General features: G+C 30.1%; 25 protein-coding genes and 1 pseudogene. 15 read left to right on the top strand and 11 right to left on the bottom strand.

Features of this window, described 5'->3' with window-relative positions:
* Position 1: 1 nt before the first annotated feature.
* Both tapR and lpdA read right to left on the bottom strand, forming a co-directional pair.
* Positions 2-649, bottom strand: a complete 648-nt coding sequence (tapR, locus tag MCFN_RS00110) for a TyrS-associated PheT N-terminal domain-related protein TapR (RefSeq protein ID WP_038560919.1) — start codon at positions 647-649, stop codon at positions 2-4.
* Positions 650-737: 88 nt separating this feature from the next.
* Positions 738-2,195: a dihydrolipoyl dehydrogenase gene (gene lpdA / locus MCFN_RS00105; protein ID WP_038560916.1), complete on the bottom strand. Its 1,458-nt coding sequence runs from the start codon at positions 2,193-2,195 to the stop codon at positions 738-740.
* A 154-nt stretch (positions 2,196-2,349) separates the two neighbouring features.
* Here lpdA and MCFN_RS00100 point away from each other — a divergent pair, with 154 nt between their 5' ends.
* Together MCFN_RS00100 and rbfA are read left to right on the top strand one after the other, a co-directional pair.
* Positions 2,350-2,910: an inorganic diphosphatase gene (locus MCFN_RS00100; protein WP_038560914.1), complete on the top strand. Its 561-nt coding sequence runs from the start codon at positions 2,350-2,352 to the stop codon at positions 2,908-2,910.
* A 213-nt stretch (positions 2,911-3,123) separates the two neighbouring features.
* Positions 3,124-3,465 carry a 30S ribosome-binding factor RbfA gene (rbfA, locus tag MCFN_RS00095; RefSeq protein WP_038560911.1) on the top strand — a complete coding sequence of 114 codons (342 nt, stop codon included), beginning with the start codon at positions 3,124-3,126 and terminating at the stop codon, positions 3,463-3,465.
* A 26-nt stretch (positions 3,466-3,491) separates the two neighbouring features.
* Here rbfA and parC read toward each other — a convergent pair whose 3' ends face one another.
* Complete coding sequence (parC, locus tag MCFN_RS00090; protein WP_038560908.1) at positions 3,492-6,071, bottom strand: DNA topoisomerase IV subunit A; 2,580 nt, start codon at positions 6,069-6,071, stop codon at positions 3,492-3,494.
* A 14-nt stretch (positions 6,072-6,085) separates the two neighbouring features.
* The gene (gene parE, locus MCFN_RS00085; RefSeq protein ID WP_038560905.1) at positions 6,086-8,002 is read right to left on the bottom strand and encodes a DNA topoisomerase IV subunit B; all 1,917 of its coding nucleotides are present in this window, start codon (positions 8,000-8,002) and stop codon (positions 6,086-6,088) included.
* 229 nt (positions 8,003-8,231) lie between these two features.
* On the opposite strand from parE, the gene MCFN_RS00080 reads away from it, so the two are divergent.
* The 6 genes from MCFN_RS00080 to nusG all read left to right on the top strand — a co-directional run bounded on the left by MCFN_RS00080 (position 8,232) and on the right by nusG (position 11,850).
* On the top strand, positions 8,232-9,464 hold the full coding sequence (locus MCFN_RS00080; protein ID WP_038562392.1) for a class I tRNA ligase family protein: 1,233 nt from the start codon (positions 8,232-8,234) through the stop codon (positions 9,462-9,464).
* A gap of 45 nt (positions 9,465-9,509) precedes the next feature.
* A complete protein-coding gene (rlmB, locus tag MCFN_RS00075) occupies positions 9,510-10,205 on the top strand; it encodes a 23S rRNA (guanosine(2251)-2'-O)-methyltransferase RlmB (RefSeq protein ID WP_038562388.1) in 696 nt (231 codons plus the stop codon).
* A gap of 1 nt (position 10,206) precedes the next feature.
* Positions 10,207-10,785: a hypothetical protein gene (locus tag MCFN_RS00070; protein WP_038560901.1), complete on the top strand. Its 579-nt coding sequence runs from the start codon at positions 10,207-10,209 to the stop codon at positions 10,783-10,785.
* A 68-nt stretch (positions 10,786-10,853) separates the two neighbouring features.
* Positions 10,854-11,003, top strand: coding sequence for a 50S ribosomal protein L33 (gene rpmG, locus MCFN_RS03470; RefSeq protein ID WP_081817267.1), 150 nt, complete (start codon positions 10,854-10,856; stop codon positions 11,001-11,003).
* Entirely contained in the window at positions 11,003-11,203 is a 201-nt protein-coding gene (secE, locus tag MCFN_RS00065) for a preprotein translocase subunit SecE (protein ID WP_038560897.1), read from the top strand. The genes rpmG and secE overlap by 1 nt, the downstream gene beginning before the upstream one ends.
* Before the next feature lie 8 nt (positions 11,204-11,211).
* Positions 11,212-11,850, top strand: coding sequence for a transcription termination/antitermination protein NusG (gene nusG / locus MCFN_RS00060; RefSeq protein WP_051604525.1), 639 nt, complete (start codon positions 11,212-11,214; stop codon positions 11,848-11,850).
* Between the two features lie 21 nt (positions 11,851-11,871).
* Here nusG and serS read toward each other — a convergent pair whose 3' ends face one another.
* Complete coding sequence (gene serS / locus MCFN_RS00055; RefSeq protein ID WP_038560894.1) at positions 11,872-13,137, bottom strand: serine--tRNA ligase; 1,266 nt, start codon at positions 13,135-13,137, stop codon at positions 11,872-11,874.
* Between the two features lie 99 nt (positions 13,138-13,236).
* Positions 13,237-15,255 (bottom strand): MIP family Ig-specific serine endopeptidase, encoded by a 2,019-nt coding sequence (locus MCFN_RS00050; RefSeq protein WP_038560891.1) that lies wholly within the window; start codon positions 15,253-15,255, stop codon positions 13,237-13,239.
* 134 nt (positions 15,256-15,389) lie between these two features.
* On the opposite strand from MCFN_RS00050, the pseudogene rpmH reads away from it, so the two are divergent.
* The 3 genes and pseudogenes from rpmH to yidC all read left to right on the top strand — a co-directional run.
* Positions 15,390-15,526: pseudogene (gene rpmH, locus MCFN_RS03465) on the top strand (50S ribosomal protein L34); the annotation flags it as partial.
* A 29-nt stretch (positions 15,527-15,555) separates the two neighbouring features.
* On the top strand, positions 15,556-15,882 hold the full coding sequence (rnpA, locus tag MCFN_RS00045) for a ribonuclease P protein component (protein WP_038560888.1): 327 nt from the start codon (positions 15,556-15,558) through the stop codon (positions 15,880-15,882).
* The gene (gene yidC, locus MCFN_RS00040; protein WP_051604524.1) at positions 15,872-17,839 is read left to right on the top strand and encodes a membrane protein insertase YidC; all 1,968 of its coding nucleotides are present in this window, start codon (positions 15,872-15,874) and stop codon (positions 17,837-17,839) included. The genes rnpA and yidC overlap by 11 nt, the downstream gene beginning before the upstream one ends.
* A 212-nt stretch (positions 17,840-18,051) precedes the next feature.
* Here the strand turns inward: yidC and MCFN_RS00035 are convergent, their stop codons facing one another.
* A complete protein-coding gene (locus tag MCFN_RS00035) occupies positions 18,052-19,062 on the bottom strand; it encodes an IS30 family transposase (RefSeq protein WP_038560885.1) in 1,011 nt (336 codons plus the stop codon).
* Between the two features lie 217 nt (positions 19,063-19,279).
* Here MCFN_RS00035 and MCFN_RS00030 point away from each other — a divergent pair, with 217 nt between their 5' ends.
* From MCFN_RS00030 to MCFN_RS03350, 3 genes are read left to right on the top strand one after another with little or no spacing between them, the layout of a single operon-like run.
* Positions 19,280-20,260, top strand: a complete 981-nt coding sequence (locus MCFN_RS00030; RefSeq protein ID WP_038560882.1) for a lipoate--protein ligase — start codon at positions 19,280-19,282, stop codon at positions 20,258-20,260.
* Between the two features lies 1 nt (position 20,261).
* The gene (locus tag MCFN_RS00025) at positions 20,262-20,558 is read left to right on the top strand and encodes an alpha/beta hydrolase (protein WP_051604523.1); all 297 of its coding nucleotides are present in this window, start codon (positions 20,262-20,264) and stop codon (positions 20,556-20,558) included.
* Between the two features lie 14 nt (positions 20,559-20,572).
* On the top strand, positions 20,573-21,088 hold the full coding sequence (locus MCFN_RS03350; protein WP_051604522.1) for a hypothetical protein: 516 nt from the start codon (positions 20,573-20,575) through the stop codon (positions 21,086-21,088).
* 166 nt (positions 21,089-21,254) lie between these two features.
* Here MCFN_RS03350 and MCFN_RS03605 read toward each other — a convergent pair whose 3' ends face one another.
* Positions 21,255-21,500, bottom strand: a complete 246-nt coding sequence (locus MCFN_RS03605; protein ID WP_235619443.1) for a hypothetical protein — start codon at positions 21,498-21,500, stop codon at positions 21,255-21,257.
* A 16-nt stretch (positions 21,501-21,516) separates the two neighbouring features.
* On the opposite strand from MCFN_RS03605, the gene MCFN_RS03600 reads away from it, so the two are divergent.
* Complete coding sequence (locus MCFN_RS03600) at positions 21,517-21,837, top strand: hypothetical protein (protein WP_235619442.1); 321 nt, start codon at positions 21,517-21,519, stop codon at positions 21,835-21,837.
* A 20-nt stretch (positions 21,838-21,857) separates the two neighbouring features.
* Here MCFN_RS03600 and MCFN_RS00015 read toward each other — a convergent pair whose 3' ends face one another.
* The 3 genes from MCFN_RS00015 to dnaA form a co-directional block, all read right to left on the bottom strand.
* Positions 21,858-22,073, bottom strand: a complete 216-nt coding sequence (locus tag MCFN_RS00015; RefSeq protein WP_038560877.1) for an RNA-binding S4 domain-containing protein — start codon at positions 22,071-22,073, stop codon at positions 21,858-21,860.
* Between the two features lies 1 nt (position 22,074).
* Complete coding sequence (gene dnaN, locus MCFN_RS00010) at positions 22,075-23,181, bottom strand: DNA polymerase III subunit beta (protein ID WP_038560874.1); 1,107 nt, start codon at positions 23,179-23,181, stop codon at positions 22,075-22,077.
* A 129-nt stretch (positions 23,182-23,310) separates the two neighbouring features.
* The gene (dnaA, locus tag MCFN_RS00005) at positions 23,311-24,729 is read right to left on the bottom strand and encodes a chromosomal replication initiator protein DnaA (protein ID WP_038562380.1); all 1,419 of its coding nucleotides are present in this window, start codon (positions 24,727-24,729) and stop codon (positions 23,311-23,313) included.
* Positions 24,730-24,735 lie beyond the last annotated feature (6 nt).

Raw genomic sequence — 24,735 nt, 5'->3', positions numbered from 1 at the left:
TTTATAGTCCGACTAACTCAGGTCAAAAATTAGTAATATTTTCGCCTAATTTCATATCCTTTTGATTATTTTCTATGGATGCTAACACATCATTTTCAAATTCTTCTTTAAAATCAGTTAACCCTAAAGAGTCCGCGGAACAAAGCATACCCTCGCTACTAACCCCCATTACCTCACCTAATTTAATTTCGTTTCCATCAGGGCTAAGTGAACCTGCATTGTATCAAGCTAAATATTTACCTTTAGATGTGTAAGTTGTATTTGTAATAATTTGTTTAACTTCATTACCAAAATCGACTTTTAAAACAAATAATTTTTCACTTTTGGGATGCGGTGAGCGCTCAATGATTTTTCCAACATTAATAGTAGCTTTATCAGTAAAAATGTATTGTTTTTCAGTATTTTTATTGATATTTTCTTCTATTTTGCTTTTAAAATTATCGCTAGCTATTGATCATTGTTTTAAATGATTAATTGAATTTTGCTCAATAACCACTGACGCTACATTCATTGTATTTTTATCATAATGAACAATTAATTTAGATTTTTCTAGATTGATAATCTCATAATCATCACTAATTACGCTTGTGTTATAAATCAATTCAAAAATATTATTAAATTCTATATCATATTTAACTAAAATGGCCATAGGAAAATTATACACACAATTATCAATTCCAAAAGTGCAACATCACTTTCCAGATGATAAAAAAGTGCCAATTGCACTTTTTTAGTAATTAAATCTTAGCTTTTTCTAACTCTAATTTTAAGTGTGCTGAACGCGCTGCTTCTCAAACAATTTCATTAAATGTTGGGTGAGGGTGAGTTGTATAAGTAACATCCGAAACACTTAATTTATGTTCCATTGCCATTGCAATTTCTGCAATATAATCTGTAGCATTTGCACCAATAATCGACCCACCAACAATTAATCCACTTTGACGGTCAACAACAAGTTTACAGAACCCTTCTGTATCTTTTGTCGCAATTGCTTTTCCTAAATATGCAAATGCATATTTTGAAGAAAATACATCCATTCCTAGTTCTTTTGCTTTTTCTTCTGTTAAGCCAACAACCGCAATCTCTGGGTGCGTGTAGATGCATCCAGGAGTAGGTTTTGAAAGAAGATATTTAACATCATGGCCTAAAATATGTGCTACGGCAACTAAAGCGTGTTGATAAGCAACGTGAGCTAACATATTTTGTGCTGTTAAGTCACCAATTGCATAAACATTTTCAACGTTTGTTCTCAAGTATTCATCAACAATAACTTCACCTCTTGGGCCAATTTCAACACCTGTTTTTTCTAGGTTTTGAGAACTTGGGACACGACCAACAGCTAGCAAGTAAATATCACTTTCTATTGTTTTTTCTTCTCCATTCACTGTATAAACAAGCTCTTTTTTATCGTTTAACGCAGTAGTTGATGCTCCATAAATAACTTCAATACCACGAGCTTTAAACGCTTTTGTAATTTCCTTAATCACATCTTTGTCTAAACCTGTTAATAAACTATCAGTGTTTTGAATAATTGTAACTTTTGAACCAGCAGTTGCAAAAACCTGAGCAAATTCAACACCAATAACACCTCCACCAACAATAGTTACTGATTTTGGCAATTCTTTATCTCAGTTAATCGCTTCACGTGATGTTATCACCTTAAAGTCTTTGTACCCTTGCTCAAAACCTTCTAAATTTAATTTACGAGCACGGCTACCCATAGCCATAATAATATTTTGACCTTTGTAAACTTTATCGTTTACTTTCACCACGTGTGAACCTAATCATTCAGCTTCACCTTCTTCAATAGCTACTTTGCTACCTTTCATCAACATTTTTACACCAGCAGAAATTTGCTTAACAACAGCAGCTTTTCTTTCGTGCATTTTTCTTCAAGTTTCTTCTAAATTAATTTTTAAATCTTCTAAATTAGCAACAACACCATAGTCAGCAGCGTGTTTTAATGTGTCAATAATGTGTGCCGATGCTAACATCGCCTTAGTTGGAATACATCCAACGTTCAAGCAAACGCCGCCTCAAAATTCTTTTTCAATAATTAGAGTTTTTTTGCCTGACTTACCTAATTCTTCAGCTGCTAGATATCCACCAGGACCCGCTCCAACAACGATAGCATCAAATTCAGCATCGATGTGCCCTGTATAAGCAACTCCTTTTTCGCTAAAAGCTTTTTTCATTTTTATACCTCTCATCAATTTTAAATGTCAAAATTAACTATATATGTCTATTATTATAAAATTATTTCCTTTATTTGGTATTAAATTTCACTTTAATTAATAAATTTGCACATTACGTTTAATTTATTTGCTTCTTTATGTTTATAATTAAACTATGTCAAAAGAAAATATTATTGAAATTAAAATTGAAATCCCAAAGGGATCTAATATCAAGTACGAATTCGATCGTGCAGATGGTCAAATTCACGTAGACAGAATTCTAAGAGGAGACTTTGTTTATCCAGCCAACTATGGCTTTATTCCAAACGCCCTTGACTGAGACGGTGATGAATTAGATGTTTTAGTTTATTCACCAGAAAAATTTATTCCTGGCGTTGTTTTAAATGCAAGAATTATCGGCGCAATGAAAATGATCGATTCAGGAGAAACAGACACAAAATTAATTGCAGTTCATGCAGATGATTATCGCTTAGATAATATCAATTCCCTTGCGGAATTACCTGAACCATTTTTAAAAGATATTGAAACATTTTTCAACAACTATAAAAACTGAAAAAAACCAGGAGCATCAAAAGTGACAGGTTTTGAAGACGAGCAATGAGCAATGGAAGAACTTGAAGAATGTAAACAACTAATGGTTCAACATGGATCTTTACCTAAAAAAGAATTTGTAGCTAAAATGATGTCTGAACACCCAGAAAAATATGAATTCTAACTTCAACTTGCCTTAATGGCAAGTTTTTTTACCCAATACACACAAAATGCTATTGAATTTGAAAAATTAAATTGCAATGAATTCGCTGTATACCAGTTATAGTTACCTAATTTAATTTATTATAAATATTTATCAATCTAGCCTTATTGTCTTATTTAAGTAATATAATTTAAGTAAAGAATAAAAATCCTAATAACAAAGAAAGGAAGAATTATGAGTAAACACATAAATTCATTAAGAAAAGAAAGTCAGTTGAAAACAATGATTGCTCAAATTGTGACTACTGAATTAACAAACGCAAATATTATCAATCCAACAGTTGTTGACTGTGAACTTTCTGCAGATTCTTCACACGCAAAAATCTTTGTAACCTTTAGCGAAAAGCAACAAGAAGGTCTTGAAGCTATTCGAAATGCATCGGGTTATATTAGAAAATCAATCGCACATTCATTAGATTGACGTAAAGTTCCCGAGTTGCATTTTGAATTAGATACAGTTATTGACGGTGCAATGAAAATTGAAAAAATTTTGGAGCAAATCAAGAACGAAAAATAGTAAAAGACGGTTTGAATACCGTCTTTTTATTTAATTTCAAATTTTTTCAGTATTGCATCAACATCCATATCAAGCAAGCTGTCAATCTCTTTTTGAGCATGCTCAATAATTTCCGTTTCTTTTTCACTGTTTTTTTCATATGAAATAGGCTCAATAGAACTTGAATCACCCGCTATAACAGATCGTTTAAAATGTAGATCTACAATATTATCGACTTTAATACGTGAAAAAGAATCGCTGTTTTGTGGTAGTGAGTAAGCTTTTAATTTATCAAGTAATAATTGACCTGTATTTAAACGAACAAAAATCTCAGTGTTTTCAGTAATAATTTCAATATCTTTAACTATAATCAACTTATTTTTAGATTGATTAAACAAAGGTTTTCCTAAATGTTTTTTGGATACTGGATTGATTGAGCTAACCTTTAAGCGTTTTACATAGCCGCCCTGTGAAACTAACATAATATTTTCCTTTGGCTCGACCATTGCAAATGCCATAACATAATCACCACCTGATAAAAAGCAACTTTTTACCCCGTTTGATTTCGTTCCATAAACTTGCATCTCATTTTCACTATACATTGATGCTAATCCACGTTCCGTTAAAATAAGAATATCTTTATATCCATTTGAAAGTTTCGCACTAATTAAAACATCATCATCTCGCAATTTAATTGCTGTAAATGTTTTGTTGTATCTTGATACATGAAAATCTTTTAATAAAACCCTTTTACCATTTCCTTGCTTACTTAACAGCACAATAAATTCAGTTTTAGTAAAATCTTTAACATTAATTACTGAAACAATTTCTTCTCGTGGGGCTAACTCCACAAACTCTGATAAATGCGAGCCATAATCTTTTCACTTGCTTTCCGCAATTTTAAATACAGGAACCATTGCGTAATTACCAAAATTAGTAAATGCCAAAATATTATTTGTTGTGTTAACTCTTCCATAAAACTCAATTTGATCTTCTTCTTTTAATCCAAAAGTATCTCAGTCATTTGAATCTTTTACTCGTTCCGAAAAACGTTTAATATAGCCGTGTTTTGTCACAGATAAAATTACTTCTTCGTCAGCTACTAAATCTGCTTGGTCGTATTTAATTTTAAACATTTCTTGCTTAATTTCCGTTTTTCTTTCAACACCAAATTCTTTTTTTATACCCTTCAAAAGCTCAATAACTCACTCATCAAATTTTGATGGGTGAGTTAATAAAATATCGCATCTTCTGATCAGTTCTTCTAATTCAGTTTTTTCCTCAATGAACGCTTGTTTATCGGTTCGCGATAATCTATATAATCTTAATTCAGCAATTGCGATTGCTTGATTTTGAGTAAAATCAAACACTTTTATTAAATTATCAATAACTCCTTGTTTGCCATTTTCGCTCTCGCGAATTACTTTAATAACTGCATCACTTATTTCACTAACCTTAATAAAACCTTCTACAATTTCTAAGCGAGCCTTATATTTTGCTAAATCAAACTTTAATGTTTTTATCTTAATATCCTTGACGTGTAAAATGTATTCACTAAGCAGTTTTTGCAAACTGCAAAGTTTAGGTGAATAATCAACGATTGCCACATTATTAATATTGTAATATACTTGCATATCAGTTTTTTGCAGTAAAAAACTCAATAAAGTGTCAATATTTGCTGACTTATCCAATGTTATAAGAATACTTATTCCATCACGATCTGACATATCTTTTACTTCCAAAAGACCATTAATATTTTCATCGCTAATTAAAGTATCAATATCCCGAACTAATTTACTCTTAACAACCCCATAAGGTATTTCCTTAATTTCAATATATTTGTTTTTGCTATCCTCGGAAATCTTGTATTTTGAGGCTAAAACTATTTTTCCTTGCCCTGTTTCGAATGCATCAATAATTCCTTGTTGCCCATAAATTACTCCTCCTGTCGGAAAATCAGGGCCTTTAATATAGTGCATTAACTTTGACAAAGAAGCATTCGGATCTTTTATCATTTCAATTGCCGCATCAATAACTTCGTTTAAGTTATGTGGAGGAATATCGGTCGCAAAACCTGACGCAATACCTTTTGCGCCGTTGACCAATAAATTAGGAATTATAGAAGGTAAAACAATCGGCTCTTTTTCGCTATCATCAAAGTTTGGAGCAAATTTTACTGTGTTTTTCTTTAAATCCCCCAGTATATACTCACTAATTTTCTCAAGTCTGACCTCAGTATAACGCATAGCCGCAGCAGGGTCATCATCAATACTACCAACATTCCCGTGCATCTTAATAAGAGTTCGACCCATTTTCCAATCCTGAGCCATCCGAACCATCGCTTCATAAATCGAACTATCTCCATGTGGATGGTACTTACCGATAACATCTCCAACAACTCTTGCCGATTTTTTAAACGGTTTATTAGCAAACAACCCCAATTCACTCATTGAGTATAAAATACGTCTTTGTACTGGTTTTAGTCCGTCACGAACATCGGGTAATGCACGTTGCTGAATAATATATTTCGAATATCGACTAAAACGATCGGCCATTATCGAATCAATATTTTCTGAAACAATTTTGTCAACTAAAATATCTATTTTCGCTTTATTTTTTTCAGTCATTTCAGCCCCTTTCCCTATAATTCATAATCGTCTTCAAGCGTAAATTCGACATTGGCGTTAATCCATTCTTTTCTCGGCTCAGATTTATCACCCATCAACGTAGACACTCGTCTTTCAGCTAAGGTTGCATCGCTTATTATTACCTTTACAAGTGTTCTAGTTTCTGGATTCATTGTTGTTTCTCAAATTTGGTCAGCGTTCATCTCACCTAACCCTTTATATCGCTGAACTTCTGCATTTTTATATTCAGCCTGAGCTAAAATTTCCTTAAGTTCAGCCTCATCCCAAGCATATACTATATTATTTTTTGATCTAGCGGATTGAATTTTAAACAAAGGGGGTAGTGCTAAATAAACCATTCCCGCATCAACCAGTTGACGCATATGTCTGAAGAAAAATGTTAACAGCAAAATCTGAATATGAGCCCCATCGGTGTCGGCGTCAGTCATTATAACAACCTTTCCGTACTGAGCTTTCTTAATATCGAAATCTTCGCCTACTCCTGCGCCAATCGTGTTTATAATTGTTGCGATTTCTTCATTTTTTAAGATTTCATACAATCTTGATTTTTCAGTGTTTAGAACTTTTCCTCTTAGTGGCAAAATAGCTTGATATCTTCTATCACGCCCTTTTTTAGCAGTCCCGCCCGCCGAATCACCTTCGACTAAGAATAACTCCTTTTCGGCAGGGGTTTTTGATTGAGCTGGGGTTAATTTTCCACTTAAAATTTGTTTTTCTTTTAAAGCATTCTTAGTTGAACGTGCTTCAGCACGTGCTTTACGGGCATTAGCTCTTGCTTCTGCCGCTTTTTTAATTTTTTCCAAAATTTTTTTAACAAGCGATTTATTTTCGATAGACCAGATTTTTAGGTATTTTAAAGCAACCTCTTCAACTACACTTTTAGCTTCGGGTGTTCCGAGTTTATCCTTAGTTTGACTAACAAACTCAAGGTATTTCTCCGGAATTTTAACGCTAATAATGATTGTAAGACCTTCGCGGATGTCATCGCCATCAAACGTATTTTTCCCTTTTATCATATTTTCGTTAAGCGCTATTTCATTAAATGTTTTAGTTAAAGCAGTTTTTAAACCAACTTCATGAGTTCCACCGTCTTTTGTTTTTACGTTGTTTACAAAAGATAAAATTGTTTCGTTGTAGCTATCTGTGTACTGAAATCCACACTCAACTTCAATATCTCTTCTAGTTTCTGAAAATGTATAAATTTCTCCAATCGGGTTCTTAGAATCATTCATAAATTCAACAAAAGCTTCAATTCCATTTTCATACTGAAATTCAGCTTTTTGTTCCCTAACCTCGTCATAAAGCTTAATATTTAAACCACCAATCAAAAAACTGCTCTCTCTTAATCGCTCAGAAATTTTTTCATAACTAAATTTAGATTTTTTAAAGACATCATAATTAGGTCAAAATTCAACTTTGGTTCCTCTTTTCGAGGTTTTACCAATCACTTGTGTTCTTTTCTCAATAACTTCGCCACCATTTATAAAAACAGTTTCGTAAATAAAACCATCTTTATATACAGTTGCTATAAGTTTTGTGCTAAGAGCATTCACAACTGAGGCGCCGACACCATGAAGCCCACCTGATGTTTTGTAAGCCGTACTGTCAAATTTACCTCCTGTGTGTAGCTCAGTAAACACTCGTTCAACAGCTGATTTTCCAGTTTCGGTTTTACCAACAGGAATACCACGACCATTATCTTCAACTATAACTGAACCATATTTTGTTAAAGTAACCAAAATAACATTAGCAAATCCAGCCAACGCTTCATCAATAGAGTTATCTACGATTTCTCAAATAAGATGGTGTAATCCATTTACATCCGTGCTCCCTATGTACATTCCCGGACGTTTTCTAACAGCTTCTAAACCTTTTAATTGTTGAATACTTGTTTCATCATACTTTTGCATATTTAATAATAATACTCTTTTTTAATACTAGTACTTAGAATTAAAAGTGCATATATTTAAAATATTAAATCTCATGATAGTCTTTTTAAGATAAAAATTTAATTTTTACTCATTAAAAAGACACGAAATCAATTTTTTTAAATATGATGCAAATGATTAAAAAAAATTAATACTTGAATTCACATTGCAACTTTACCTTTTCACAACTAATTTAATATATAATAAAACTATGTTAAAAATATATATATGTGGTCCTACCGTCTATAATGATCCTCATATCGGAAATTTGCGACCAATTGTTACTTTTGATTTAATTTTAAAGGCTTTTAGGTTTTTAAATAAACCTTTTCTTTTTATTCACAATATCACAGATATCGATGACAAAATTATTAATAAAGCAATAAAAGAAAATACAACTGAAGAAAAAATCGCTGAAAAATACACAAAAAAATATCTTGAACTCTTAGATATATTAAATATAAACACAATATCACACATCGAAAAAGTCACTGATAATATTGACCTAATAAATAACTATATTTTGCGTTTAGTAAATTCAAATAATGCTTATAAAGATAGTCAAGGAAATGTTTGATTTGACGTTCGAACGAATGCCCAGAACTATGGTGTTGTTTCAGGTCAAAACCTAGATAAAATGATTTTTGAAGAAGAGTCATCTGAGAAAAAATTTAGTGCTGATTTTGCGTTGTGAAAAAAAACTAAAATTGGTATTAAATATCAATCTGATTTTGGTTTAGGAAGACCAGGTTGACATACAGAATGTTGTGCATTAATTGATAAACATTTTGGCGCCCAAGGAGTCGATATTCATGGAGGGGGCATGGATTTAACATTCCCTCATCATGAAAATGAAAATATTCAACACTGATCTTTATATAAGAATGATATTGCCAAAAATTGAATTAGGTGTGGGCAAATAAATTTAGATGGCGTAAAAATGTCTAAATCACTCGGTAATGTTATTTACCCTGAAGATTTCTTTAATCAATATGGAGTAAATATATATAAATTGTTGCTTCTAACATCAAAATTGAGTGCGCCTATTAATATTTCAGATGAATTAATCAATAATTTAAATTCAATTCAAACAAAATACAAAAAAGTATTATTTTCAATATTTTCAAAACATGGAGTTAATTTTAAAGTCGATAATCAAAACGAAGAAGCGAAAAATATATTCACGGCATTATCAAATTATGACTTCGCTAAATACAATCTTTTATTAAATGAGCAGATAAAATTATTTAATAAAACTAAGGAGCTTAAACATGCGACCGTAATCTACACAGTTTTACACATAATACACCCCGAATACACTGATGTAAATCAATATAAAGAAGCACTTAATCTTTTTTACCAATGAACACATTTTACAACTGAAAAAGATTATTTCAATGCCGATTTAATCAGAGAGAAATTGCAAAAAACAGGACTTTATTAACATATACTGAAACGGGAAAAAATAATGAAAAACAAGTCTCAAAAAATGGAAAAATTATTGGTGTGTGGACGAAATTCAGTGGCTGACGCCATACGAGCCAAACTCCCTATCTCGCAGATATACGTCAACTCTGATAAGTTTGCACAAAAAATAAAAACTCAAACTGACGCTCCAGTAAATATAAAAGATGATGCGTTTCTTTCTCAACTAACAACTGATAATCATCAAGGTATTATCGCAATACTTAAAGATTTTCCAATTTACGAATTAAATTCCATTGAAAGTGAAAAACCTAATATAGTATTGGTTCTTGACCATATTCAAGATCCTCATAATCTAGGTGCTATAATGAGGACTGCAAATGCCTTTGGAATATCTCATATTGTAATAACAAAAGATAGAAGTGCTAGTATAACTTCTTCAGTTTTAAAAGTTTCTTCCGGTGGTTTTGTCGGCCTTAAAATTATTAAGGTTAATAATCTAGTTGCAGCACTAAAAAGATTGAAAAAAGCTGGTTATTGAGTATATAGCTCTGCAATTGATAATCAAGCAATTCATTTTGATAAAGTTGAGTATAATCGACCGTCTGTACTAATTGTAGGCAATGAAGCTAACGGCATCTCTCAACCCGTTTTAAACGAAAGCGATGTTAAAATTTTTATTCCACAAAAAGGAAATGTGCAATCTTTGAATGTTTCTGTTGCGGCAGGTTTGTTAATTAATGAAATAACCAAGGGGTAAAATGCCTTTTTCAGTTGCATTTTTCGATCAACTTAACGATAATGAAGTTGGTCGGTTCTTAAAACAATTATCAAAAAGCGCTCAAGTAAATTATATAAATCATCGTTATCGCAATTATCTAATGGTAATAATTAATAAAACCTTAGCCAATTCTCCAAAAATACCATTAGAAAATGAAGATATTTATAACGAATTTTTAGCACAACTTAATAAAATTATTGCTTTGTATAACTCAGAATATCCAAGCACATTTAAAATATATTTGTCGTGTTCGCTTAAAAATATGATTTTTGCTCACATTAATTTTTGAACTCGCAAAAAACGCAATACCCCACTTTTATCTCCCCAAAACGAAGAGCATTTTGATGTCCCTGACCCATCTTGAGAACAAAATTTAAACAATATGATTTCTAAAATTGATATTTACAATTTTTCAAAACATATAAAAAATAGCAGTAAAAAAATTCTTTCTAAAATATCAGCAAACAATATCTATTTCAACATGGATCTAATGACCAGTACTAAACAAAAAGCTTTACGATCTTCACTACTAAAAATGTTTTCTGCATTCATGAATTAGTGTAAAATAATATTAAGTGCTTGAGCACTTTTTTATTTAACGCTAATCTAGGAGTAAAATATATAATTATGAAGAAAACAAAAATTATATTATGTTGCTCAATCTGTTTTGCTAATAACTATTCTAAAAACAAGAGTTCGCAAAACCCGAGTCGTGTTGAGTTAAAGAAATTTTGCCCTAGATGCAAAACACATACAGCTCACAAAGAGGAAAAATAATGAATAAACAGCCAACTAAGACAAAAAAATATCGAGTAAGACGCTTTTTTAAGGAATTAAAAAGGGTACGCTGACCATCAAATTCACACAATTGAACATCATTTTTTAAAGTTGTTGTTTTTACAGTCGTTTTTACAATAATAATTGTGCTTTTTGCAACATTAATTGGTTTGCTGTGAAAAACTTTAGGTCTTAAATAGGAGTAAATATGGATAATCAAATCGAACAAAACATTACACCACAGGATGAAAAAAAATTTCTGTGATATATGATTTCAACAGTTTCCGGTAAAGAAGATATAGTTGTTGAATCATTGAAAAATAGAATAATTAGTGAGCAAGTTGATGATTGTTTTGACAATAACGCCACACCAGATGGAGCTTTTAAAATTTTTAAAAAACCTTCACTTTCAGCCAAAGAAGCGGAAAAAAAACTAAACGGCGAGCCATACACTATTAAAATGATAAATATGTATAGCGGCTACATTTTCATTCACATGTACATGAGTGATGAAGCATGATTCGTTGTTCGGAATACTCAATATGTCACAGGATTGATTGGTTCATCAGGTAAAGGGGCTAAACCTACACCAGTAACAAATCGTGAAATTCGTAAATGTTTCGAGTCAGAGCAAAAAATGTTAGATGATTTCAATGCTGGTAAACTCGAAACTAAATTCGCTGTTGGTGAAATCGTTGAAATTATTGGAGGGCCGTTTAAGGGACAAAGTGGTAAGGTTATTGATGCTGATGACACACGCAAAATTGTCTCTGTTGAGGTTGAATACTTTGGCCGTAATGTGCCTACCGACTTTGAATATGATGTAATTAAAAGTCAAGAAAAATAAAGACAAATTGTCTTTATTTTTTTACTTAATAATATCCACTCCCATGTAAGGAATAAGTTTTTGTGGCACGCTCACCGACCCATCTGGATTTTGGTAATTTTCTAAAATTGCTGCAATTAATCTATCAATTGCTAATCCCGATCCGTTCATTGTGTGCGCGTATTGAGTTTGGCCGTTGTCGTCTTTGTATCTAATCATTGCCCTTCTCGCTTGGAAGTCACCCATATAAGATACTGACGAAATCTCTCTAAACTTAATTTCCGAAGGTAATCAAACCTCAATATCTATTGTTTTTCTTGAAGAAAAACCAGTATCTCCAGTACATAACAGCAATTCTCTATACGGCAACTCTAATAGTTCAAGTACTTTTTTGGCTTGTTCTAACATTTGATTAAACTCGCTAATCGCATCTTTTTCACTTGTTATTTTAACTAGTTCCACTTTTTTAAATTGGTGTAAACGGATAATCCCTTTCGTGTCTTTTCCACCGCTACCTGCTTCTGACCTAAAGCATTCAGTAAAAGCGGTATATCTGTGTGGTTTACTTAAATCAACTATCTCATTATTTAATAAATTAGTTAATGTAACCTCAGCAGTAGGTATTAAGTATCAGTTATTCCCATCAACTGAAAATAAATCATCTTTAAATTTTGGTAATTGACCCGTTCCAAAAAGAATATTGGGTTTAGTAATAACTGGCGTGCTAAACTCAATATAATCATTTTCTGTGTGTAAATCCAGTAAAAAGTTCTGTATTGCGCGCGCTAGTCTTGCCCCTAAACCTTTATAAACCACAAAACGAGTTCCAGAAAGTTTAACACCTCTATCAAAGTCAATAATATCTAAATTTTTAGCTATTTCATAGTGTGGTTTTATTTTCGAAATTAATCCACGACCTAGTTTATCGTGAGTAGATAAAACTACATTTTCTTGATCACTTACACCAAAAGGAACATCATCAAGCGTAATATTCGGAATAGTTTGCAACAACTCATTTGATTTTTGCTCAATTAAATCTGATTCTGAACTTAATTTTAATTGTTCCTTTTTAATTTCGTTAGCCTTAGCTCTCAAATCATCTAATTTAGCTTTATCTTCCTTAAATTGAGCAAAAAGCTTACTAAATTGGCTAAGCTCTGCTTTTTTACTTTGTGCTAAAAACATTAATTCACCACGTTTTTCAAGTAGTTTCAGCAACTCGTCATAGATTGAAATATCAAAATTTCTTTTTTGTAGACTTTCACGTACTTTTTCTTTATTCTCCAGAATATATTTAATATTTAGCATATTACTCCTGAAATAACTTATATTTTGTTATTATATCATTTTAAATTAAAGTACTTTATCAGTAAAAACACTCTTTTTTACTGATAAATTAATTATTTCTTAAATTCCTTTTTCGAAGAGTGCTGTCGTTTTAATGCTTCCGTCAAAGCCGTTTGGATATATTTTTTTCAAATTTTCTCTATATGACTTAGTTTGTTTTGGAAATAGCGATTTATTTGAGCCATCGATTAAATTATATGCAAAAATTGTATTTTCTCCTGCCTGATAATCTTTCGATAGTAATAATGGCGTGAAACCAGCGGTCTTACTTAAATCTCCAAAGTTCACATTACCCGCCACTTGACTATATGCACCGACCATTTGACCAAAATCGTTATAAACTAAAGAACCAGAAGCGCCATAATATAAAGAAGAAAAATTAATTCTCATATTAAAACCATAATGTTCAATTAAAGTTCTTCCAAAAGCTTTTGTTCAAGGTTGATAATTAACACTCACTTTTTCCTCAAAATTATTTGTCGACAGCGCAAAAGCATCTTTATTTATAGGTGCTCTATTATCTCACTTCTCATTCGAATTTCTCTCAATTGGATTGTTTCTTGATCAAACCGGATGCAAAGCTCCTGAATTTTTTGGATATCCTGCAATATATAACTGCTGTGAATTGGTTAAACTATTACCATCGTTTAATCTACCTGCTGAAACATAATCAGTAGTTTGCATATATTCAGAAATTTTTTTGTCTTGATTTGGTAAATTAAGCTCTTTATTTCTTTTTAAATATTTATCCAATGCTTGAATAGCGTCTTTAAACATTTTTGAATTTGGTTCGCCTAATTTGGTAAAATCAACCTCAACTTCTAGTACTGCAAAATCAGTATAAAAAGGTATAAAATCATTGTTTTTTAATGATTTTTTAAGAACGTTTACTTCTACTGATTCATCATTTTCATCTGTAATACTATTTTCTTTTTCTAAATAAGAAATTCTCTCTTTTATAATTTGTTTAATTGGTTCTTGAAATTTCTGAATTTCATCCTGATTAATAAAATCATAACCCGCAAAAATTAATTTAGGTGAACTTATACCCTTTGTTTTCGTTGTATTATTTTTATCTTCAGAAGCAATTTTTTCGCTATTCGACAGATATTTAACAGCGTATTTTGGATCACCATAATTAAAATTATTATTTTTTGCTGAAAAATCTGTTAAATTTAAAGCTTTTCCAAGTGCAATACCATCTGCTTTAAAACCGGACCTTTTATCATCATAATTCAGTTCTTTAGCAATATTTGTATCTAAAGTGTTCGATAACTCACCTATAACGTGTAAGTTGGTTGCTATAAATAATTTATATTTATTATCGTTTAATTTTGCATAATCTAGCAATCATCCTGTACCTGAGTCAGTAGTTAAATAACTCGTGTTTTGCTGAACTCCAAATTTAATTGAAAAAGATCTATCATAAATTTCTTTATAGGCTTCTTCCTCTTTTATTTTCTGAAAATTATTCACAAATACAGGGTATGTATGTCCATTATTTAAATTGCGCTTCGGAAACTGAAATGCTTCTGGTAATTTAGGGGGTAAAATCAGCTTTTCAGGCTTATTTAATGGATTTGTAGGTTTTGGTTCCATTGGGGTTGGGGGCACTGGAGAAGAATTTGTTTTTTTATCATCTTCCAAACCAATATCATTAGGAACAAGATCACTTAATCCTTCATCATCTTTTTTAAGAGGTTTATTTTCTTTTTCTTTTTCAATAGTAAAATCAGTATTATAGGTAAAACTTGCTATTATTTTTTTATTATCTTTATTAATAATTTCAAATCTATAATTGCTTTTTTTCAATAATTTATTAAAAGGTATATTTATTTCTTTTTTTCTATCGGAAATAGAATTTAATTCTAGCTCCTCACCCGATTCAAGTTTTAGTGAAATATTATTAATCGTAGAATTTAACTCTAATAATAAATTAATTGAATTGTCTCTTTTTTCAATTTCGTGGTCTAATAATTTAATTTCTGGTTCTTTTACATTTTTAACGCACGAAGCTAATAAAAAACCGCTCAAAAGTGGCGACACCGCACCAATCAAAACTTTATTTATTTTTTTCATTTTTTACTCCTTAAGATGAATGAAATATTATCTTAAATGAAATAATTAATTTTTAATCGTTTTTATTATAATATAAACACATTTTAGTATAAAATTTATATTTATATGTATATAATCACACACAGGAGGTTAAAATGAGTTTAAGAACATACCAACCAAACAAAAGAAAACACGTTAAAGTCACGGTTTTCGTGCAAGAATGAAAACAGCTAACGGTCGTAAAGTTTTGGCCGCTAGAAGAGCAAAAGGTAGAAAAAGATTAACTGTTTCAAGTTCTAACCAATTAGTTTGGATTAAAAAATGAAAAAGCAATATAAATTACAAAAAAGTTGAGATTTTGACGCTGTAATCAAATCTAAAAAACAAGTTATTAATAAATTTTTAATAATTTATTACAAACCGGCAAAAGAATTTAAAGTTGGAATAACTGTACCTAAAAAGTTTTGTAATGCAGTATTACGCAATTACTACAAACGTCAACTTAAATCAATAATTCATAAAATGAATATTTATAACATGAATTTTCATTTTGTAATTATTTTGCGAAAAGATTTTTTAAATCAAACATTTCAAACTAAATTAGCAACAACCGAGGGATTAATCAAAAAAATAAAATATGGAAAATAGATCAAGTAAGTTTGATTATTTTAAACAAAATCAATCAAAAAAGAGTTCTAATAACAAAAAAGCTATTTGAAATAAAGTTTGATTGGTTATTAAAATTATCTTATACGTTTTATTATTCGGGCTTACGCTTACTGGTTGCATTCAAACAACAGTTGTTAAAAGTTCAACATTTACTGGGGCGGGAACTGAATTTTACAGTTCAGAAAATAAAATTTCACCGACAGTCGCGACCTTCAAACAAAAAAAATCCACACCGGATGATAAAAATTTAAAACAGGGACAATACTACGAAATTTATTACTCTCCGGAAACAAACTACCATTTATCTTATAAAAAACACGCTGATACAATAAATGAATTAAGAAATCAAGCGAATAACTTGTCGAAGGATGGCAATCCTGCATATGGTTCAGGGATAAAAAACTATTACACATCCGCTATTCAATATCTCGATCAAAACGATAAGTTCACTAACATCGCCGAGTCAAACAAAACAGAGGCGCCAATTATAAATGCTGGAACTAATAAGAACTTATTTAAAACTTCTGCAAGTTCTTATAATTCAATTTATGAAAAATATAGTGAAATTAAAGTTTTAGATCAAGATTTTAAATTTGATGAAATGTTTGATTTAAAGGATGGCGTATATCACATTAAAGATGATGCTTTAACTTGAAGTGACAAAAACAATGCTAAAATTACTAAAAAAGCATCACTACACACTGTTGATAATACTTTAAATAAAGATGATAATAAAACTTTTGCCCGTGATATTTTAGAATTTTTATATAGAGAAACTTTTATTAAAAAATCTAATTACTATGCAAGTAAATTTACTGAACTTGGTACATCGTACGAAAAAATTATGGGTGAAATTCTAAAAGGAGATAAAAAAACGCTCTCAAAAGATGAATTCAATCTTTTATCAAACTACAATAGAGTTCTGCAAGGATACATTAAATTAACCACTCCTGCAGAATATAGTGTTGTTGAGTCAGAAGTAGATAAAATGTTTTTAGCACAACGTGATAAAAATGGAGAAATTGTTAAAAATAGCGCAGGAAAAACCCAATATACAAAAATATTGAGAGAAAATGCGCAAATCGGTATAGCGCGAACTAATTTTAATAAAATTTTGTTCGCTGCAAACGAACCACAAATTCCTTTTACTTCGTTTAAATCTACATTAAGTTATGGTCCTTTCTTTTCATTTATCATTTACCCAATTGCCGCTATAACCCTTTCAGCTCGCGAAAATCTTCCGAGTGCCGGGGGCTGAAGTTCAATTCTTGTTATTATTTTGGCTGTTGTTATTACACGTTTAATTGCGCTTGCAATAACCTGAAAAGCAACAATGTCTCAATCAATGCAAGAAGAATTGCGTGCCAAAAAAGCTAAAATAGATGCAAAATATGCAGAATTTAAAAATAATAAAGAAATGAAAGCACGTCATCAACAAGAAGTTGCTGACCTTTACAAAAAAAATGGTATTAGCCCATTAGATGCAATCCTTTCGCTTATTGTTTCATTCCCTATTTTCATCGCTATGTGGCGTGTTATTCAATCTGTTCCCGAAATTAAATCAACAAACTGGTTATGAATTGACTTCGCTGCTACTTCATGACGCCGTTTAATTACTCACGGTGAATGATGATACTTAATATTGTTAACTGTTACAATCGGTACTCAAGTACTTTCAATGATTGTTCCACGCCTACTAAACAAAAGAAAAACAAAGCATTTAACAATTGAACAAAAGCAAGCTATGCGTAAAAGTGATAGAATGCAATGAACAGTAATGGCAGTATTTATGTTTATAACCGTTATTTTTACGGCAGGTGTTCAAGTTTATTGAATTTTCTCAAATATTTGATCAATTCTGCAATCAATTGGAATACACTTCTTCAAGAAAAGTCAATTTTATCAACGTAAATATAATAAAAAATTAAAAACATAAATTAAAACAACCTTTTTATAGGTTGTTCCTAAATAGTAAGCTCAAGTGCAACACATGCACTTGGCTTTTTTTATTTTAACATTTTAATGATTTTTTTCTCATTTTTTGCAAATATTAGTTACGATAAAAGCCCCTTATGTAAGGGGTTTGGGGTTAGAAAATAAAGAGGCGGATTGTGTAAGTGGATAGAGCTTATGCAACATAATAAGCGACTATCATACTAGGCCGTAAAAGTTAGCCTCGATAAATAAATCATTGGCAGATTTTCAACCCAAAATTTCTCTTGGCATATCATTTATTCTTTTGGTAATTTGGTCTAATATTTCTTGCGAAATTTGATTAAAATCAAATCCTTTTTTGTATTCGCGTCTTATAAGTCCATTTCAGTGTTCGTTTGATCCTCTTTGAAAAGAGGCGTATGGCTCAGCTCTATATATTTTTATATCGAGTCATTTTGCCAAAATACCTATTTTTTCGAATTCTATGCCATTATCAATAGTTATAGTTTTTACTATTAATTGTCTTTCTAAAACGAGTTTTCTTAATGCTGCATTCACCTTCATTGGGTTTTTACTTGGTATCAAAATCGCAAAACCGACTCTGGTTTTTCTCTCTGTTAAAGTAAGAATGTTGTTATATCCAGTAGCTCTTTTCCCAACTATCATATCAGCTTCTCAATGACCATATTCTTCACGATTATCTATCGATTTAGGTGTTGTTCATATCGGGAATACATAATCAGCTGATGTTACAAGGCGACTAATTACGCTTGCATGTCTTTTTCCACCCTTTTTATATGAGGAACGCAATAAATTTGATCTTTTGATTATTCATTTATTTGTTTTGATTCAATTGAATACTGTTTTTAAGCAAGGGATTTTAATTTTAAAATTCTCTTTTATATATTTATGGGTAAGTTTTACCCCATAATATTTTTTGTCAAATTTTTTTAGAAATAATTCACTAAATTCACTATATTTACTATTCAAAAATTTAAAATAATATTTATGATAATGACGTCTTTGGGCTTTGATATCAGCATAAAATGGGGAATATTTCCCAAATTTATCTAAATTTCTTTTTATTTCTCTACTTACTGTAGATGGGTTTTTATGTAATATATTTGCAATTTTTCTTATTGATAAATTTATTTCTAAATAACTTTTAATTGCTTCTCTATCACTTTTTGTTATATGGGTATATTTTTTAATGCTATAATTCATATGAAGTTCCTGGCCAATTTGGAGCTTTTTTCTTTTTTTTATTTTAAAGAATAATCGAAACAAAAAAGTTCAAGCCCCACAATTTAATTTTACATTAATTTGTGTTGCACTTGAACTTACAATCAAGCAACAACCTTTTTATAGGTTGTTTTTTTAAAACGGAGATATAAATAAGCATAAGTGGTAAAATTTAATTATTAAAGAAAGTAGGTTCAAAATGCAAATTTATCGTATTAAAGAAACGAGTCCTTATATTACTTTACCTATAGAAAATTTAATCTTAAACGATCCTGAAATGACAGGAGATATTTTGATTTTATATCAACACGACAATGCTATTATTATTGGAAATAATCAAAACGCTCATGAAGAAATTAATAGACAATATGTCTTAGACCATAATATAAAATTAGCACGTCGTAAATCTGGCGGCGGGGCTGTTTATCACGATATGGGCAATATAAATTTTAGTTTTATTACCGATTACAACAAGCAAGGTGGTTACGAACGTTTTTTAGCTCCAATTATCGATTTCTTGCGTTCATTAGGTTTAAACGCTGAATTCCACGGACGTAATGATGTTCACGTTAATGGCTGCAAAATCAGTGGAAATGCCCAATATTTAAGTAAAAATCGTATTGTAAGTCACGGAACAATTTTATATAATGTTGACTTAACTAAACTTTCGAGTGCGCTTAATCCAGCTCGTATAAAATATGAATCAAAAGGTATTCAATCTGTTCGAGCCCGTGTAACCAACGTATATCAAGAACTAAAAGAAAAAATGCCTGTTGAGAAATTTATAACTAAATTAATCAACTATTTTATTCAACACAACAACGGTGAATTAAAAGAGGTTCCTTACGAAAAATACAAAATCCAGCTGGAAAAAATGATGAATGAAGTAAGCTCTGAAGATTGGATTTTCAACAAAGGAGCAACCTTTACATTTAGAAGCGGTGATAAATTCAAGGGTGGAATAGTACATGTAAAAGGAAATATTGAAAAAGGTATTATCAACGATCTTCGCTTCGAGGGTGATTTCTTGAGCAAAAAAGACGTTAGAGAAATTGAACCATTATTCAACAATCTACCTTTAACAGAGAATAGTTTACGTCAAGTATTCAATTCAATTGATTTTATAGAGTATTTTGGCACTGTTACACAGGATGAAATTATTAAGCTAATATTAGGTTAATATGATCAGAAAAACTATTCAATTAAACACTGAAACAATAAGCTATTTAACTGATGATGAATTAGGTAATATTATAGTTTTATTTTTACATGGTTTTGGAGATGAAGCTCAGAGAGCTTTATCCCTTTTCAACTCCAAAGATAGAATATATTCAATAATAGCTCCCGATTTCCCAGGTTGTGGGCAGTCGTCTAATAATGTTGTTGCCCCATCAATTGAATATTATTGCCAAATAATTTCAGAATTTGTTAAAAAACACTGCCAAACAGAAAAATATACATTGTTACACACTCATTAGGTACTATCCCTGGATTGAAAACTGCATTAAGCAACCCTAATATTATTCATATTTTCGGCGTCGCTCCTTTAATGCCTCGGGACGAAACTCCTGAAACAATCGCGCTCAGAACAAAATGAATGTTGCCTTCAACAGCAGAAGAATGATATGAATCGCAATTAAGGTTATTTTGCGATGAGGATGATGATTGAATCACGACTCCATCAGTAAAAAACAAAATCCTTTCAACTCCGAAATCTTTTTATTCTGAACGTAGCAAACGTTTTTCAAAATTAGCAACCCAAATTTTTGATATGAATTTAATAAAACAAATTTACTCAAATTTTTACTCAAAACAAAACAATTTCACTGCTTTTATCAGTAAAAAAGACCAGTATTTTGATTTTTCGCGTGCTGAAAAATATATAAATCTATATAATGTATCAACGTGTGAACTTAATGATTCGGGTCACGCCATGTTTTATAAAAACACTCAAAAAATTCATAAGTATATCAATAATTTCATCATAAAAAAAGAAGGTTTATATTAATGAATGATTTTTTAAAAAATTTTTTTACACTCAATCCGCAAAATAAAGTGTCTGCTTATTTTGCGTTTATATTTGGATTTAGTTCAATTATTTTAACCATATCAGTCGGGATACCTCAATTAGTCAGCTTATTAAAAACAAAAAAAACACCTAAAGGAGTAAATTTTTACACATTCTGGATATTTTTTACCGGGGTTGTAGGTTGGGCTTTTATTGGTTCATGGGATCCTAATCCTGCTAAAATGGCTGCGGCGGCATACGCTAATATGGTTTCAGCATTTATATTTTCATTTACAATATTTTTCTCATATAAATACTCAGAAACAACGAAAATAAGAAAAAAAGCTTGGTTATCATTAGTAATATCTCTATTTATTTCAGGCGTAATCACTGCGCTAGCAATTTGAGGCATTGTCGAAAAAAAACAAATGAATAAACATTTATTTGACGTGTGCATAGTTCTTTTCCCAATGCTTACAACCTTAAGCTTTTTCCCTGTTGCTTTAAAATCATTGGAACAAAAAAGATTCACTGGAATGTCAAAAGGAATGTTATATACGCTATTGTTTATTAATGTGGCTTGATTATTGTATTGAATTTCATTAGCATTTAATAGAAACGGTTTAGATTCAGGTATTATTACATCAATAACTTGACAAACAGCTGCGTTATTAATTTATCTATCACAAGTTATCTTATTAATAAAAAATGAGCATGACGACAAAAAACAGACAAAAATAAAAATATAACATTATATTGTTATATTTTTTTAAATCGATTTCACAAAATAAGGAATGCCGTTAATTCATACAACATCATTTTTAAATATTTTTGTGTTTCTTCCACCAGGTTTATTATCATTTATTTTAATATCATTATGCATCAAATAATATTTTGATTGGCCTCCTGTTTGAACTAATCCTTCTTTTTTCAAAAATTGACCTATTGTAATGAACTCACCCTCAATTTTTACAATTTTAGCCATTTTATCTCCTTAATGGTGTGATTAACTGTTTTGAATATTTATTAGATGAACACAAAATCAATATTTTTTTCAAATCATCACTAATTAATATTGAAACTTCGTTTTCTAAAACTGAAATAGCATCTTTAAAAAAGATATAATTTAAATCCATTTCAAATGGCGTACCTTCAAATTTAAAATTCTTTGTAGAATCGACAAAAGAACCAACTTCACTTACATTATTTATTAATTTAAGCTCATTTGAATTTACTGATATTTGAATTCTATTTTTTTTATCTCCATTTGTCATTCAAATTTTATTTAGCATTTCATTCAATATTGATTTTTCAATTTGGATTGTATTTTTAACCTTAATAGTGTTAAAGACAGGTTCAGTGTCTTTAAAAGGAAGCGTAACTATTCTTGACACAATCGAGGTATTTGTATATTTAACACCAACTTTTAAATCATTATAAAACAAAGTAATATTTTTGGGTGCATCAGCTGGAATTAAATCTTTCAAATCTTTTGCATCAATTGAAATGTCAAATTCATTTTCTACAAAACTATTTATTGGCATTTTATATAAAGATAATCTAAATGAATCTGTCGCTGTAAATATTATCGCATTATCTTTATATCTTAAATTTATACAACGGTATATTAAACTATTATCTTCGCTTGTTGAATGTATAACGTTTTTTATAGCTTTTTTAAACTCATTTGTATTAATTTCAAAATTTTTTGTGTTAGCTAATATATCAAATGCTGGATAAGTTTTTTCATCTAATGTCGATAATTGATAACGCGAATTTCCTTGTGATATTTCTAAAATACCATTAATACTTTTATCAAAAGTAATAACGTTGTTTAATTTTTTAATAATTGATTTCAATATATTTGATTGAACAAGAAATTTTCCTGTTTTTTCAATTTTAATTTTTTCATCGTCTACTGGAAGTTTTTTAATTATACTTGATGAATCATTTGCTGCTCTTAGAGTTATAAATTCATTATCAACATCAACTAAAACACACCGAAAATTTAAATAAGCATTATTGCTATCAATATATTTTGATACTATCTCTAAAGCTTCATCAAATATTTTTTTACTTATATGAAATTTCATCTTACCCACCTTATTTTAAATAATAATAATATAAATTGCGTTTATGTGTACAACCACAAAAAACATAAAAACAATAATATTTTTTCCATATAAAATGCTTTTTTGACATTTTTAATATGTGGAAAAGTTCTATGCTAGTTTATACAAACTATCCATTATTTCAGAAATTGCCCTATCACAACTTTGGTCTGATTGTTCTTTTAGTGTTTCTATTTTCTTCAATGCATTAAGTATTGTTGAGTGATCTCTATTTCCAAAAATTTGTCCTATTTTTTCAAGAGGTATGTTCATCTCATCTCTAATTATATAAATAGCCATATGTCTTGCTAAAACAACATTTTTTTGTCTGCTTTTTCCCAAAATGTCTTTTTTACTGATCTTATAGTATTTAGCGACATGGTCAATTATCGAATCAGTAGTCACACGTTCATTATTTGAAGCAATAGATTGAAGAATATTTTTTAAAATCGATTCTGTATATCTACCATTTGTTTTTGAAGCGATATCTTCTTTATATCAAGAAAGTCTTCCTATTGCCCCGATTAAATTTCTGATTGAACTACTAAAATTTCTAGTCACAAACTCTTTTGCCGTTTCTTCTCATTTATCAGGATTTAATTTTTTAACTTCAATATAATAATCTAAAATTTTTAATAAATCTTCATTTTTAGGAGCTTTTATTTGGACTTGAAGACCTGCAGTTAAACGAGTAATTAACCGTTGGTCAAATGTGCTGTTTAATGCGTTAATTGATTTATCTGAACAAAAAATAGTTAATTTTCTATCTTTCATTCGTTGATCTAAGACTTGATTAATAATTTGCAAGGTGGATTTTTTATTTCCTTGACCGTAATATTGAAAATCATCAAACATTAAAACATCGGCCTGTAATAATTCATCAACTCTTTGCTTAATTTTTTTAGGGTTATTTTCTTGCAAAAGAATAGATATTTCAGGACTGAAATCTGGTGGATTTATATAGATAACATCACTATTTTGTTTTTGTAATTCATTTCCTAAAGCGTGTAATAGATGTGTTTTCCCCAGCCCTGAATTAGCAGTCATAAATATAGGATTATATTCGCGTTCTCCTTCAAGAACTGCTCGAGCCATTCGTAAAGCTTCCGAGTTAAATTTACCCTCAACATAAGTTTCGAAAGTATATTCTCTTGAAAAATCATTAGTCTTTTTACGTAAATTTTTAGATATACTTTTTCTAATTAATTCTTGTTGTTTTTCTATTTCTAATTCTTTCTGGGAATTTTTTTTAAGTGTTTTATCAATTATATTATAAGAAACATTTTGACCTACGATATCAGCCAAAACCTTTAAGATTTTGTCGTGGATAGGAGTTCTACTAAGAACATTTAAGATATCTTTGCTTAAAGAAGAACTAAAAAAAACAACATTATTTTCTACTTTATCTATTTTTAAGGGAAGAACAAAAGTTTTCATCATCATTTTATCTGATATTTCAACACTCATTGACTTATAAAAAGATTCATTAAGCGATAAAATATTATTTTTTTCAATTTCTGATTTTCGCATCCCCAC

Source organism: Mycoplasmopsis californica, assembly GCF_000695835.1.
Taxonomy (GTDB): Bacteria; Bacillota_I; Bacilli_A; order Mycoplasmatales; family Metamycoplasmataceae; genus Mycoplasmopsis; species Mycoplasmopsis californica.
This window is presented reverse-complemented; position numbering and strand designations above follow the sequence as displayed.